The sequence below is a fragment of the Variovorax sp. GW821-FHT09B05 genome (genome assembly GCF_059418265.1).
On the sequence record NZ_JBWKPN010000005.1, the window covers coordinates 1 to 14065 of the forward strand.

14 protein-coding genes are annotated in these 14065 nt (G+C 69.3%); 10 read left to right on the forward strand and 4 right to left on the reverse strand.

Annotated features, from left to right (window positions below):
- Together AC07RM_RS14300 and AC07RM_RS14305 are read right to left on the reverse strand one after the other, a co-directional pair.
- A partial coding sequence (locus tag AC07RM_RS14300; protein WP_495334972.1) for a CHASE3 domain-containing protein occupies positions 1-2235 on the reverse strand: 2235 nt, incomplete at its 3' end.
- Positions 2236-2377: 142 nt separating this feature from the next.
- Complete coding sequence (locus AC07RM_RS14305; RefSeq protein WP_495334973.1) at positions 2378-3070, reverse strand: DUF899 family protein; 693 nt, start codon at positions 3068-3070, stop codon at positions 2378-2380.
- A gap of 205 nt (positions 3071-3275) precedes the next feature.
- On the opposite strand from AC07RM_RS14305, the gene AC07RM_RS14310 reads away from it, so the two are divergent.
- Together AC07RM_RS14310 and AC07RM_RS14315 are read left to right on the forward strand one after the other, a co-directional pair.
- Entirely contained in the window at positions 3276-5621 is a 2346-nt protein-coding gene (locus AC07RM_RS14310; RefSeq protein ID WP_495334974.1) for an ATP-dependent DNA helicase, read from the forward strand.
- Complete coding sequence (locus tag AC07RM_RS14315) at positions 5608-6252, forward strand: alpha-ketoglutarate-dependent dioxygenase AlkB (RefSeq protein ID WP_495334975.1); 645 nt, start codon at positions 5608-5610, stop codon at positions 6250-6252. The genes AC07RM_RS14310 and AC07RM_RS14315 overlap by 14 nt, the downstream gene beginning before the upstream one ends.
- Before the next feature lie 42 nt (positions 6253-6294).
- On the opposite strand, the gene AC07RM_RS14320 is transcribed toward AC07RM_RS14315, so the two are convergent.
- Positions 6295-6948, reverse strand: coding sequence for a hypothetical protein (locus AC07RM_RS14320; RefSeq protein WP_495334976.1), 654 nt, complete (start codon positions 6946-6948; stop codon positions 6295-6297).
- Positions 6949-7046: 98 nt separating this feature from the next.
- On the opposite strand from AC07RM_RS14320, the gene AC07RM_RS14325 reads away from it, so the two are divergent.
- The 8 genes from AC07RM_RS14325 (at position 7047) to AC07RM_RS14360 (ending at position 13517) form a co-directional block, all read left to right on the forward strand.
- Positions 7047-8399: an MATE family efflux transporter gene (locus tag AC07RM_RS14325; protein ID WP_495334977.1), complete on the forward strand. Its 1353-nt coding sequence runs from the start codon at positions 7047-7049 to the stop codon at positions 8397-8399.
- Positions 8400-8467: 68 nt separating this feature from the next.
- Positions 8468-9337: a GyrI-like domain-containing protein gene (locus AC07RM_RS14330; protein ID WP_495334978.1), complete on the forward strand. Its 870-nt coding sequence runs from the start codon at positions 8468-8470 to the stop codon at positions 9335-9337.
- A gap of 37 nt (positions 9338-9374) precedes the next feature.
- Positions 9375-9989 carry a DUF938 domain-containing protein gene (locus tag AC07RM_RS14335; RefSeq protein ID WP_495334979.1) on the forward strand — a complete coding sequence of 205 codons (615 nt, stop codon included), beginning with the start codon at positions 9375-9377 and terminating at the stop codon, positions 9987-9989.
- A 314-nt stretch (positions 9990-10303) separates the two neighbouring features.
- Positions 10304-11293 (forward strand): patatin-like phospholipase family protein, encoded by a 990-nt coding sequence (locus AC07RM_RS14340; protein WP_256222471.1) that lies wholly within the window; start codon positions 10304-10306, stop codon positions 11291-11293.
- A gap of 37 nt (positions 11294-11330) precedes the next feature.
- Positions 11331-11858 (forward strand): RICIN domain-containing protein, encoded by a 528-nt coding sequence (locus AC07RM_RS14345; RefSeq protein ID WP_143129113.1) that lies wholly within the window; start codon positions 11331-11333, stop codon positions 11856-11858.
- A 124-nt stretch (positions 11859-11982) separates the two neighbouring features.
- Complete coding sequence (locus AC07RM_RS14350) at positions 11983-12387, forward strand: nuclear transport factor 2 family protein (protein ID WP_495334980.1); 405 nt, start codon at positions 11983-11985, stop codon at positions 12385-12387.
- Positions 12384-12965, forward strand: a complete 582-nt coding sequence (locus tag AC07RM_RS14355) for a TetR/AcrR family transcriptional regulator (RefSeq protein ID WP_495334981.1) — start codon at positions 12384-12386, stop codon at positions 12963-12965. The genes AC07RM_RS14350 and AC07RM_RS14355 overlap by 4 nt, the downstream gene beginning before the upstream one ends.
- An 81-nt stretch (positions 12966-13046) precedes the next feature.
- Complete coding sequence (locus AC07RM_RS14360) at positions 13047-13517, forward strand: Rid family hydrolase (protein WP_495334982.1); 471 nt, start codon at positions 13047-13049, stop codon at positions 13515-13517.
- On the opposite strand, the gene AC07RM_RS14365 is transcribed toward AC07RM_RS14360, so the two are convergent.
- A complete protein-coding gene (locus AC07RM_RS14365; RefSeq protein WP_495334983.1) occupies positions 13483-14031 on the reverse strand; it encodes a hypothetical protein in 549 nt (182 codons plus the stop codon). The two genes, AC07RM_RS14360 and AC07RM_RS14365, sit on opposite strands and share 35 nt — an antisense overlap.
- Positions 14032-14065 lie beyond the last annotated feature (34 nt).

Below are 14065 nucleotides of genomic sequence, written 5' to 3' on the forward strand. Positions count from 1 at the left end.
GGGCACCGGCGCGCGCGCGGGCAGGCGGGCCGGCGCGGCGGCACCCACGGCGCGCGATGGCGCGGCGGCCGGCTCCTGCTGCGCGGGCGCCTGCGGTGCCTGCGCCGGCAGGTGCAAGGTGAAGGTGCTGCCCTGGCCCGGTTCGCTCTGCACGCTGAGCGTGCCGCCCAGCAGTTGCGTGAGGTCGCGCGAGATCGACAGGCCCAGGCCGGTGCCGCCGTAGCGGCGGCTGGTGGTGCCGTCGGCCTGGCGGAAGGCCTCGAAGATCACTTCCTGCTGGTGCGGCGCGATGCCGATGCCCGAGTCGGAGACGGCAAACGAGGCGCCGCCGTCGGCCGTGCCCGAGATCACCAGCGAGACCTCGCCCTGCTCGGTGAACTTGAGCGCGTTCGACAGCAGGTTCTTGAGGATCTGCTCCACGCGCTGGCGATCGGTGACCAGCGAGGCCGGCGCGGCCGGATGCAGCTCGAGGCGGAAGCTCAGCCGCTTCTCGTCGGCCAGCGGGCGGAAGGTGCTCTCCAGGCCCTGCGCCAGGCGGTCCAGGCGCGTGTCTTCGGGCACCAGGTCGAGCTTGCCGGCCTCGACCTTGGCGATGTCGAGGATGTCGTTGATCAGCACCAGCAGGTCGTTGCCCGAGGCATAGATCGACTCGGCGAACTTCACCTGCTCGGTGCTCAGGTTGCCCTGCGGGTTGTCGCCCAGCAGCTTGGCCAGGATCAGCGCGCTGTTGAGCGGCGTGCGCAGCTCGTGCGACATGTTGGCGAGGAATTCCGACTTGTAGCGGCTCGCGCGCTGCAGCTCGTCGGCGCGCTCCTCGAGGTCGCGCTGGGCGTGGCGCAGCGCCATGTTGCGCTGGTCGAGCGCCTCGGTGCGTTCGGACAGCTGGCTGTTGGTCTGCTCGAGCTCGGCCTGCTGGTTCTCGAGCATGGCCTGCGAGGCGCGCAGCGCGCGCGACTGCTCCTCGAGCTCCTCGTTGGCGGTGCGCAGCTCTTCCTGCTGCACCTGCAGTTCCTCGTTGAGCTGCTGGGTCTCGGCCAGCACGTCCTGCAGCTGCTCGCGGTAGCGCGCCGCGGCCAGCGAGGTGCCGATGTCCTCGGCCACCACCTCGAACAGGTCGCGCGCGCGCTGGTCGGGCGTGCCGGGCAGGCCGAGCTCGACCACGCCGTTGGACACGCCGTCGTTGGCCACCGGCAGCAGCACCACGGCGCGCGGGCGCATCTCGCCCAGGCCCGAGTTGACCTTGAGGTAGTCGGCCTCGACCGGGTCGATCAGCATCAGCCGCTTCTCGGCGGCGGCCTGGCCGACCAGGCTCTCGGTGGGCGAGAACACCTGTTGCGCGTTCTCGGCCTCGACCGAGAAGCCGTAGCTGGCCGCGCGGCGCAGCGGGCCATGACGCTCGCGCACGTAGAGCGCGCCCACGGTGCTGCCCAGGTGGCGCGAGAAGAAGGCCAGGATCTTGCGGCCCATGTCGGCCGCGCTGAGCTCGCCGACCAGCTCGCCGACCAGCTCGGTCTGGGCCGTGCGCAGCCAGGCCTGCTCGGTCAGGCGCTCGGTGTGCGCCTCCTGCTCCTGCAGCACCGCGTCGTAGCTCTCGGACAGGCGCACCAGTTGCCGGCGCCCGAAATAGGCGACCAGGCCGCTCAAGGTGAGCGTGAACAGCAGGAACAGGCCCACCACCATCCAGCTGGTGCGCTTGACCTCGGCGTTGCGCTGGAAGCGCAGCGACTGCTCGGTGTTGATGAAGTTGTCGAACTCGTTGCGGATGTCGTCGGTCAGGCGCTTGCCGCGGCCCAGCTTGACGGCGGCCTCGAAGTCGCCGCCGCTGCGGCGCGCGGCGATCATGTCGGCCGCGAACTCGTTCCAGGCGCCCTGCAGCGAGCCGATGCGGTCGACGCGCTCGATCTGCTGCGGGTTGTCGCCCACCAGCTGGCGCAGCGCCGCGGTGTCGGTCTTCACGCGCGCCAGCGCGGCGTCGTAGGGTTCGAGGAAGCGGTCCTGCCCGCTGATCAGGAAGCCGCGCATGCCGGTTTCCATGTCGATGGAGCGGCGCTGCAGCTCGCTGGCGCTGCGCACCACCTGGTCGGTGTGCTCGACCCAGGCGATGGTGGACAGCAGGTACAGGATCAGGGCGACGAAGACGACGGCACCGAACAGCCCCCCGAGCAGCGGCAGCTTGATGTTGCGGCTCAGCAGGCGCTCGAAGTCGGCGGTGTCGATCGCGGCAGCAGTTTTCATTTCGAACGTAGTTGTGAACGAACAATTGACATTGTCTTCGACCGGACGGGACGGGCGGCGCGCGGCCGCCCGCCCGGCCCCGGAACGGCGGCAAGGCGCGAGGGAAGAGGAGGGGAGGAGAGGCCGCGGGCCTCCCCGGGGCTCAGTACTCTAGCCGCGGATACCAGTCGCTGCCGCGGCCGGCCGGCGTCAGGTCGAGGATGTTCCACAACGGCGTGGGATCGACCGCGAGGCGCGGATCCTGGCCCGGGTCGGCGGTTTCGGCCAGCTCCGGCGCCCAGAAGTGATGCACGCGGCCCTCGCGCCGGACCCAGACGTCGAGCGCCGGCCATTCGCTGCCGTCGGGCGCGAGGCCGCGGTAGTCGCGCGCGAAGTCGTCGCCGACCGTTTCGTAGAACCGCAGGTTGCGCCAGCCGCGCTCGCGCGCGAAGGCCAGCTGGCGCGCCACCGGCGAGCGGCCGAGCACCGCGAACGCCACCTTCTGCGCGATGTCGCGCACCGGCACGTCGAGCGCGCCGAGGAAGGCGGTGCACATCGGGCAGGGCCGTTCGCGCTGCGGGCCGTACATCCAGAAGTAGGTGACCAGGGTGTCGTGGTCGCCGAACAGGTGGTCGAGCCCGACCGTGCGGCCGTTCTCGTCGCGGAAGCGGTAGGGCGGCGGCTCGCCGCCCAGCGGCAGTTCGCGGCGCTGGGCGGCCACGCGCTCGACGTGGCGGCGCAGCTCGATCTCCTCGGCGAGCAGGGCGGTGCGGGCCTGGCGGTAGGCCGCGCTGTCGTTGGGATAGGGGCGGCTCGCGGCGGCAGCGAGTTCGGTGGCGGATTTCAGGGCAGTCATCGGTGTCTCCTTTCGGAAGTCGGACAGGCAGGGCGAAGGCGGTGGCACATCGGACCTTTCCCGACCGGCCGCCGCTGCCGGTTCGGCCCCGAAATGCCCGTGCGCTCCAGCCTACGCGCCGGCAGGGATACTGTGAATTCCACCAGCACACTGGATGAATATCCATATACTGGCGGCCGCCGCATCCTGTCGAACCTCCACGCCGATGTCCCGCGAAGCCTCCTGCGTCACCGTTGCGCCCGTCTCCGTCAAGGCGCTTTGCGCCTTCGGCGCGAAGGCCGGCGACCTCGACCTGCGCTTCGTGCCCGCGCCCAGCGCGCAGGAAGGCATGGCCGGTCACGCGCTGGTGCAGGGGCGGCGCGGCGAGAACTACCAGAGCGAGGTCGCGCTGCAGTCCGAATGCGGCGCCCTGCTGGTACGCGGCCGCGCCGACGGCTACGAGCTGCAGTCGGGCAGTGCCCGCGTCGAGGAGATCAAGACCTTCCGCGGCGACTTCGACGCCATCCGCGGCAACCACCGCGCGCTGCACTGGGCGCAGGCGCGCTGCTACGGCTGGATGCTCTGCGAGGCCGACGGCCATGCGGCGATCACCGTGGCGCTGGTCTACCTCGACCTCGCGAGCGGCGAGGAAACCGTGCTCGAGGAACTGCACACGCGCGAGGAACTGCAGGCCCACTTCGAGGACCTCTGCGGCCGCTACATCGCCTGGGCCGAGCGCGAGGGCCGGCATCACGCGGCGCTGGCGGACCTGCTCGGCGCGCTGGCCTTTCCGCATGGCGCCTTCCGCACCGGCCAGCGCGAGCTCGCCGAGGCGGTCTACCGCGCCGCCTCGAAGGGCCACTGCCTGATGGCGCAGGCACCCACCGGCATCGGCAAGACGCTGGCCACGCTGTTCCCGCTGCTCAAGGCGCGCGCGGCCGGCCGCGTCGACAAGGTGTTCTTCCTCACGGCCAAGACCTCGGGCCGCGCGATCGCGCTCGAGGCGCTGCGGCTGCTCGAGCGCCAGGCCGCTGCGGGCGGCAAGGCGCCGGCCGATCCGCTGCGCGTGCTCGAGCTGACCGCGCGCGAAAAGGTCTGCGAGCACCCGGGCCGGGCCTGCCATGGCGATGCCTGTCCGCTCGCCAAGGGCTTCTACGACCGGCTGCCGGCAGCGCGCGCCGAGGCCGCGCGCGCCGCCTGGCTCGACCGTCCGGCGCTGCGCCGCATCGCGCTCGCGCACGAGGTCTGCCCCTATTTCCTCGGGCAGGAAATGGCCCACTGGAGCGACGTGGTGGTCGGCGACTACAACTACTACTTCGACGGCAGCGCCTTCCTCTGGGCCACCATGAAGGAGCGCGAATGGCGCGCCGCGCTGCTGGTCGACGAGGCCCACAACCTGCTCGAGCGCGCACGCGGCATGTACACCGCGCCGCTCGACGACGGCGCGCTCGAGGAGGCCCACCGCGCCGCGCCGGCCGCCGTACGCGGCCCGCTCGCGCGGCTGCACCGCGAATGGGGCGCGCTGCAGGAGGCGCAGCAGGCCAACGCGGTCGACTACGAGACCGCCGACGAGATCCCCGAGCGCTTCGCGCGCAGCCTGCAGGCCGCCAACACCGCGATGGCCGAGCACTTCGCGGCCACGCCCGACGCGGCGCAGGGCCCGCTGCAGCGCTTCTTCTTCGATGCGCTGCATTTCGCGCGGCTGGCCGAGAGCTTCGGCGACCACTCGGTGTTCGAGCGCACGCTGGGGCCGAACGGCTCGCGCGGGCTGGCCATCCGCAACCTCGTGCCCGCGCCCTTTCTCGAAGGCCGCTTCGCCGATGCCGCCTCGGCCGTCTGCTTCTCGGGCACGCTGTCGCCGTTTCCGTTCTACCGCGACGCGCTGGGCCTGCCCGAGGACGTGGCCGAGCTCGACGTAGCCTCGCCATTCAGCGGCCGCCAGCTCCATGTCGAGGTGGCGATGGATGTTTCCACGCGCTGGCGCGACCGCGCGCACTCGCTGCGCAGCGTGGCCGGCATCATCGGCAGCCAGTACGCGCGCCGGCCCGGCAACTACCTGGCCTTCTTCAGCAGCTTCGACTACCTCGAGCAGGCCTGCGCCGCCTTCGTCGCGCGGCATCCCGAGGTGCCCGTGTGGAGCCAGACCCGCGGCATGCCCGAGGCCGACCGCCAGGCCTTCGTCGAGCGCTTCGCCGTCGGCGGCCGCGGCATCGGCTTCGCGGTGCTCGGCGGCGCCTTCGGCGAGGGCATCGACCTGCCGGGCACGCGCCTCGTGGGCGCCTTCGTCGCGAGCCTCGGGCTGCCGCAATACAACGCGCTCAACGAGATCACGCGCGAGCGCATGGACGCGCGCTTCGGCAAGGGCTACGAGTACACCTACCTCTACCCGGGCCTGCAGAAGGTGGTGCAGGCCGCGGGACGCGTGATCCGCACCGAGCAGGACGAGGGCGTGCTGCACCTGCTCGACGACCGCTTCTCGCGCGCCGACATCCGCGAGCTGCTGCCGCGCTGGTGGGAGGTGCGCCTTGGCGGCCAAGGTGGGCCGGGGAGGGGCGGCGATGCGCGCCGCTAGACGCATCGAGCACGACGCGCAGCCCGACCTGTTCGGTGCCGCGCCGGTCGCCGCCATCGACGGGCTGCGCTATGCGCCGGAGTTCCTGAGCCCCGCCGAGGAGGCCGAGCTGCTGGCCATCGTCGGCGGCTTCACGCTGCGCGAGATGCGCTACAAGGCCTACACCGCGCGCCGCCGCGGCATCGGCTTCGGCGGCCGCTACGACTTCGATGCCAACCGGCTGCTGCCCGGCGCGCCGCTGCCCGAATCGCTGCATCCGCTGAGGCGCCGCGCCGCGGCCTGGGCCGGCATCGACGAGGCCGAGCTCACCCATGCGCTGATCTCCGAGTACCAGCCCGGCACGCCGCTGGGCTGGCACCGCGACGTGCCCGACTTCGAGCACATCGTCGGCATCTCGCTGCGCGGCGACGCCGTGATGCAGCTGCGGCCCTACCGGCGCGACGGCCACTACGCGGCCAACGATCCGATGGTGCAGCTGGGGATCGAGCCGCGCTCGATCTACCTGCTGCGCGGCGCCGCGCGCTGGGAATGGCAGCACGCGATCGCGCCGACGCCGGCGCTGCGCTACTCGATCACCTTGCGCACGCGCTCGCGGCGCAGGGTGGGCGGAGGCTGGCAAGGAAGCACATGAGACGCTGCTTGGGCCGCGTGGGCGCAAGCGTGCCTTCAATGGCTATTCCAGTGGCCAGTCGGTGCGCAGCGCATTGTTGAACGTGACGTCACGCAATTCGGGACGTACGCGGCGCAGGGCATCCATGTCCTCGTTCGATTCGTCGAGGATCACGAGCCTCGCGCGCGCCGGAATCAGTACTCTGAATAGAAGAGACTCGCCAAACTGAGTGTGCAGCACATGCGCGCCGATATAGGTGATCTGTCCTGGCACGACGGTGAAACGCCAGGGCGCAGCAAGAGGAAGCTGGGCCTCCCAGTTGCGAGGCCCGTGGAGCTTGACTTCTCGTTGGAGCAGTTCATAGCTGCCGGCGGGTACGCGGTAGCCAACGAGTACCCGACCGCTCGTGCCAGCGCGGCGGACGATCTCCTCCTCGCTCCAGGCCCCGTTGGTGAAGATCTGATCGGCCGTGGTCAGCTGGATTTTTTTGCCCTCCCGGTCCGGATGAGGCGTCACGACGAGGCGGATGGTCGGTTCCTGCTGGACCCTCACGAGCCGATCGACGGAAACGGTGTAGCCGAATGAGGCGACGATCAGGCCATCCTTGTCGCTGGTGAGCGGCTTGTCCTTCACCAACAGATCGGAGCGGAGCGTTGAACAGCCTGTGAGCATGGCACCGGCAACGGCGAGCGCAAGAACCAGGTGTCTACGGTGCATGGGGCGATCGATCCATTCAATGAGATATTGGGTAGCCGTCGAGGCCGGCCGGCATCGTGCCAGAAATGCGGGGCCGCTCCACTACGATGCGCCTTCCGATGGACCTCATCCCCACACGCCCCCTCTGGCAACGCTTCCTGGTCTTCCTCGGCCCTCTGGTCCTGACCAACGTGCTGCAGGCGCTCGGCGGCACGGCCATCACGATCTACCTGGGCAAGCTGCTCGGCACGCGTGCGCTGGCCGCGGCGGTCAGCTTCTTTCCGCTCTTCATGTGCTGCATGGCCTTCGCGATCGGGCTGGGCACGGGGGCCTCGGTGCTCGTGGGCCAGGCCTGGGGCGCGCGCGACACGGACAAGGTGCGGCGCGTCGCGGGCTCGGTGCTGCTGGGCACCTTGCTGCTGTCGTGCGTCATCGCTGGCATCGGCGCGGCGGGGATCGGCCCGGTGCTGCAGGCGCTGGGCACGCCCGGCGACGTGCTCGCCGATGCCGTGGGCTATGCGCGCGTGCTGTTCGCCGCGATGCCCGTGCTGTTCGTGCACCTGATGCTGGCGGCGCTGCTGCGCGGCCTGGGCGACACGGTGACGCCGCTCAAGGCGCTCGCCGTGGCGTCCTCGGTCTGGGTGCTGCTGACACCGGCCTTCATCCTCGGCTGGCTCGGGCTGCCGCGGCTCGGCACCCAGAGCGCGGCCTGGGCCAGCATGACGGGCAACGCGCTGGCCGTGCTGTGGCTGGGCTGGCACCTGCATCGCAAAGACAGCCTGCTGGCGCCCGCGAAGCTGCGCGCGCACCTGCGCTGGAACGCGCCCGTGCTCGCGACGGTGGCGCGGCTCGGCGTGCCCACCGGGCTCTTCTTCATCACGAGTTCGCTGGCCGACGCGATGCTGCTGTCGCTCGTGAACCGCCATGGCCCCGGCGCGACGGCCGCCTGGGGCACGGTGGGCCAGGTGATGGCCTATGTGCAGTTCCCGGCGATGTCGATCGCCATCGCCGCCTCGGTGTTCGCGGCGCAGGCCATCGGTGCCGGCCGCCTGGACGAGATCTACCACGTGAAGCGCGTGGGCCTGTGGATGAACCTCGCGCTCACGGCCGGGCTGGCCGTGCTGGTGTCGCTGGCGGCGCCGCTCGCGGTGAGCCTGTTCAGCAACGACCCCGTCGTGATCGAGCTCGCGGCCTCGGTGCTGCGCATCACGGTCTGGGGCAGCGTGGCCTTCGGCATGGCGAGCGTGTTCACGAGCGTGATGCGCGCGGCCGGCACCGTGCGCGTGCCCACGGCGATCTCGCTGGGTTGCCTGGCCGTGCTGCTGTTTCCGCTGGCCTGGGTGCTGCAGCAGGCGCTCGGCTTGCGCGGCGTCTGGGTCGCCTATCCGCTGACCTACCTGGTGGCGCTGGGGCTGCAGGCGCTGTACTTCCACGGCGTGTGGAAGCGCAAGCCGATCCGGCGGCTGATCTAGCGAACGCGAAGGGCTGGACAGCAAGTTCGGTCAGGACGCGCCGCGCCCGCGTGGCCGATGATCGCGGCATGGACCGACCCACCCCCGACCCGATCGCCGAGCTCATCGCCTGGATCGAGGCGCGGCTCGACGACACGCTCACGCTCGATCGCATCGCGCAGCAGGCGGGACTGTCGCCGTATCACTTCTCGCGACTCTTCACCGCGCGCATGGGCCGCAGCGTGATGGCCTATGTGCGCGGCCGCCGGCTGGTGCGCGGCGCGCGCCGGCTCTGCGACGAGCCGGAGCTCAAGCTCGTCGAGCTCGCGCTCGATTGCGGCTTCGAGTCGCAGGAAGCATTCACCCGCGCGTTCAAGCGCATCTTCGGCGTGTCGCCCGGCCGCTTCCGCGCCGGCTTCGCGCTCACACCCATCGAAGGCCAATATCCCATGAACCTGCCCACCAGCACCTCCACGGCCGTGACCCGGCTGCCCGACCTCGTGCGCCTCGAGGCCTTCAGCATCGCCGGCCCGGCCCGGCGCTTCGACCAGGAGAGCCGCGCCGAGATTCCGCAGCTGTGGTCCGCACTCATCGGCGCCTTGCCGTTCAAGGGCCAGGAACCGAGCTGGGCCACCTACGGCGCGGTCTGGAGCGTCGACCGGGAGGAGGGCAGCTTCGACTACATGGCGGGCGTGGGCATCGCGCCCGGCAGCACCTTGCCCGCGGGCTTCAGCGAGAAGCGCATCCCGGCCGCGACCTATGCGGTGTTCCGCATCACACTCGACGGATCGGCGCTGCACCCGCAGGTGAAGAACGCGATGGCGACCATCTGGGGCCAGCTGATCCCGGCCTCGGACCTCAAGCTGGCCGACAGCCCGGATTTCGAGCTCTACGACGGCAAGTTCGAACCCACGCGGCCCGGCGCGGTGATCGATTTCCACGTGCCGGTCGAGGGCTGATAGCCTCCGGCTCCCGCCCATCGCCACCGAGCACCGCATGTCCGATCTTTCCTTCAGCCCCGCCGCCGACCGCAACAAGCAACCGATCCTCGAGCGGCTGCGCGCCCTCCTCGGCGACGAGGGCGCGGCGCTCGAGATCGCCTCGGGCACGGGCCAGCATGCCGAGTGGTTCGCGACGGCCTTGCCCGGCTGGATCTGGCAGACCAGCGATGCCGATACGCGCGCGCTGCCCGCGCTCGCACGCCGCGTCGAGCAGGCCGGACTGCCCGGCCTCAGGTCTCCCGTGCTGCTCGACGTGCTGGATGCACCCTGGCCCTCGCAGGGCGCGGCCTTCGCGCAGGAGTTCGATGCGATCTACTGCGCGAACATGCTGCACATCTCGCCATGGGCCACCTGTGCCGCGCTGATGCGGGGCGCGGCGCGGCATCTGCGGCCCGGGGGCGTGCTGGTCACCTACGGGCCTTACTTCGAGGAAGGCACGGTGCCGGCACCGAGCAACCTCGCGTTCGACCGGAGCCTGCGTGAGCGCGACCCGGCCTGGGGCATCCGCCCGTTGAAGGACGTGGAAGCGCAGGCGCTCGATGCGGGGCTGCGCCTGCACGCGCGGCACGAGATGCCGGCGAACAATCTGCTGCTGGTGTTCGGGCGTTGACGGTCACGATACCGTCACATCGATCTGCCAATCCAAAGCTGCAATCTCAATTCCGGCGAATGCATTGCAATGCGATCATTCGCCATGTCGAATAGACCATCCAATTGATGCGGAATTATTTATTCCGCCATTGAACTTTCTTCTCGCAACGGATTGCCGTGGGTGCTAATCCATTGGGTTGTACAACATTCCAATTCAGCGGGAATCCACTCGTAGACGACGATTGACGGCGAAGAAGAGACTCCGCGTCCCATCTCGGGATATGTCCTAAAGGAGTCTTTCCAGTGGCAAAGAAATTCACCATCCTGGCTTTCGTGGGCGGCGGAATTCGCGGACTCATGTCGGTCACGATTCTCAAGCGACTGAAGGAATACAGGCCCGACCTGATTCGCGATGTCGACCTGATCGCGGGTTGCTCGACCGGCTCGATCATCACGAGCGAATTGCTGGCGGGCAAGACGCCCGAGGAGATCATCCATCTCTTCACGCACGGCGAGCTGAACTTCTACGACAACATGAACACCGATCCGACGGCGCCGGCCTATCCGATCAAGTCGGTGTACGAAACGCAGGACCTGCTGCACGGCGCCAAGAAGGTCGGCGACGAGACCCGGAAGAAGGTGCTGTTCGTGACCTTCAACGTGGGCGGTCTCGAACTGGTCGACGGCATCGTGGTCCCCAAGCCGTGGTCGCCCTGGATGGTCACCAACATGCTGACCGAGGCCGACCTGAAGGACGGCTTCGACGGCCATGTGAACTACCCCATCGCCAAGGCCGCGACCTCGAGCGGCTCGATGCCGGGCCAGCTCAATTCCTTCGAAGGCAATGTCGACGGTGCCTTCTTCAACCACGATCCCACGATGGCCGCGATCGCGCTGGCCGTGCACAACGGACACAAGCTCGAGGACATCTCGGCCATCACCATCGGCACCGGATTGATGCCCGACTGGGTCGCGCCCAACACCTACGAATGGGGCGCGCGCCAATGGATGGACGGCGTGCCGAATCCGTTCGAGAACACGACACCGTTCCTGATGAACCAGGAGCGGTCCTCGCCGATGCTCGACATGTGCCTCAACGGCACCTCGGACAACCTCATGCCGACCCTGGCCAAGCTGATGCTCGGGGACCGCTTCACCAACCTCAATCCGCGGCTGCCGTGCTTCATCCCCGAGAACTCGACCAGCCCGCAGGCCATCTCGCTGCTGGAAGACCACGGCAACAAGCTGGATCTCGAGACGGCCTACCAGCTCATCGACAAGTACTGGCCGGGCGGTTCGAGCGATCAGCCGCTCGAGCCCTGAACGCTGCCATTCCCACCCATTGCGAACAGGAGAAATGATGCCGATCACCGACCCGGGATTCATTGCACCCGATGCCTACTTCATCACGCCGGAACAGCCCTTCGTCATCGGCCAGTTCGGCAAGCCGAGCCTGGTCCTCGACGTCTACGGGAACAACCCCGCCCCGAACCGGCAGGTCATCGCCTATCCACCGAACGATGGACCCAACCAGGCGTGGCGCTTCATCCCCGCGGGCGCACCCGGCTGGTGGTACCTGCAGACGACCATGACCACCGGCTTCGTGCTCACCCTGGCCACCGAGCAGAACGTGGTGGTGGCGCCGATCTCCAAGGACGAGGACCAGCGCAAGAACCAACTCTGGTGCCTGATGCCCAGCGAAGTCCTCGGCTACTGGTTCATCCAGAGCAAGTCCGTGGTGAGCAACGAGCTCAATGCCAAGGTCATCGGTACCAGCAATGCGGCGGCCCCGACGATCCCCGACCCGATCGCGGTCGTGGTCGACGTGGACTACGCGAACTACACGCCGCTGGTCTGGTCGTTCAGGCCCATCCCCGTGACGGGCTGACGCGCCGCCCCTCGCGTGAGCGGGGGCATCGGCCGTCGATATTTGATCGATCGTTACAGTAAGCCCTAGAATCGATTCGAGGGGCCGGTACGGGACCGGCCCCTTCTTTTTTGGGGATGTAGACATGACCGATGCCGCGGTGCGAGAACTCGTGGAGACCCTGTTCCGCAAGAACCGGGAAGGAGCCGATCCGGCCGAGATCGCCACCCTGTTCAGCGAGGACGTCGACTGGTTCATCGCGGGCGACACGGCGACCGTGCCGTGGATCGGCCGCAAGCGCGGCCGGCATGGCGTGGCCGAGTTCTTCCGCCAGTTGCGCGAACACGTGGCGCCCGAGCGCTTCGCGATCGACGCCATCCTCGTGGGGCAGGGGCGTGCCGTGGTGCTCGGCGACCTGGCCACGCGCGTGAAGCGCACCGGCCGGCTGATCGAGACCGCCTTCGCCTTCGACATCGGCGTGCGCGACGGCCTGATCGTGCGCTACCACATGCTCGAGGACAGCTGGGCCGTGGCCGAGGCCACGCGATGAGCGGCCGGCCGCGCGGCTTCGACGACACCGCCGTGGTCGAGGCGGCGATGGACGTGTTCTGGTCGAACGGCTACGACGGCAGCTCGGCCGAGGCGCTGTGCCAGCAGACCGGCCTGGGCCGCGGCAGCCTCTACAACGCCTTCGGCAGCAAGCAGCAGCTCTACGAGCAGGCGCTGCTGCGCTACCAGGAGCTCGGCATCGAGGCGCAGACGCGCATCCTCAACGGGCCCGGCAGCGCGAAGGAGCGGCTGCGCGGCCTGATGCTGTGGGGCATCGAGGGCGACCTCGATCCGCGGCAGCGGCGCGGCTGCATGGCGCTGCTCGCGGCGCTGGACCGCGCGGGCAAGGACCCGGCGGTGGCCGAGATCAGCCGCGTCTACGTGGTGCGGCTCGAACAGCTGCTGTGCCACCTGTTCGCGGTGGGGCAGCGCAACGGCGAGTTCGGCGGCGAGCGGCAGCCGCTGGAGATGGCGCGCGCCTTTCTCGCGAGCTACTACGGCCTGCGCATCCTCGGCCAGTCGATGCCCGATCGCGCCTTTCTCGAGGACGCGATGGAGGGGACGCTCGCGAGCCTTTGACGCCGGCTTGCGTTTCATGACGGCGGACCTTCGCGGTCCGCTTTTTTCGCCCAATTCTTGAACAATCATTCCATTGAAACGATGAACCCGATTTCCATCGACGGCATGCGCGAGATTCCCACGCGCACCGGCAAGGTCGTGATCCCCGACGCGCTCGCGGCGGATGTCGCGCAGTTCCACTACGCACCCGCGCGGCGCGCCGGCGATGTCGTCCATCTCTCGGGCATCGTGGCCTGCCAGCGCGGCACCGGGGCGATGGACGAGGCCGGCTTCGAGCACGAACTGCGCAGCGTCTTCCGCCAGATCGAGCGCCTGCTGCTCGCCTGCGACGCGCGGCTCGACGACGTGGTCGAGCTGCAGATGTTCCATGTCTTCGGCAGCGCGAAGCTGCGCCTGGACAAGGCCGGCCAGCTCGCGGCCATGGCGCGCGTGCGCGACGAGTTCTTCGCGGCGCCTTATCCCGCGGCGGTGGAGTTGGCCGTCGCCGAGCTGAACCCCGACGGGGGACTGGTCGAGATCAAGGCGACGGCCTTCGCGCCGCTCGGGCGCTGAGACCGGGGTCGGCCGCTTCGCGGTCGTCGATCTCCGCGACCAGGGCGTGCAGCCAGCTGCGATGCGCCGCGAAGCTCGTCAGGCCATCCTCGGCGGCTTCGCGCGATGAGAGGTGGCGATCGAGGAAGCGGAAGCCCACGGAGTCGGCGGCCTGTTGCAACGTCTCGATGGCGAGGTCGCATTCGTAGAGGAAGTCGAAGCGGCTGGCCCAGAAGCCTTGCTCGGTTCGGGCCCGCACTTCGAAGGCGCCGGGGTCCTCGATGCTGAACTCGATGAACGCCAGGCCGTCGTGCTGGCGCCAGACGGCCGCGACGCGGCTGTCGCGGTCCCACAGCGGCACCAGCGCCGGGCCCTCGGGCACCGCGGCGCCGCGGTAGGCATAGAAGGGCGGTCCGAGGCAGCAGCCCCTGAAGGCCTCGTGCAGGCATTCGCCCGATGCGAGCCGCTGCATGGCCTCGGACACGCCGAGCTCGCGCAAGGCCGCCATCCGCTGATCCTGTGCCACCACTGCCATCCGTCGTTCTCCTGAAACGCGGGGCGAGCATAGC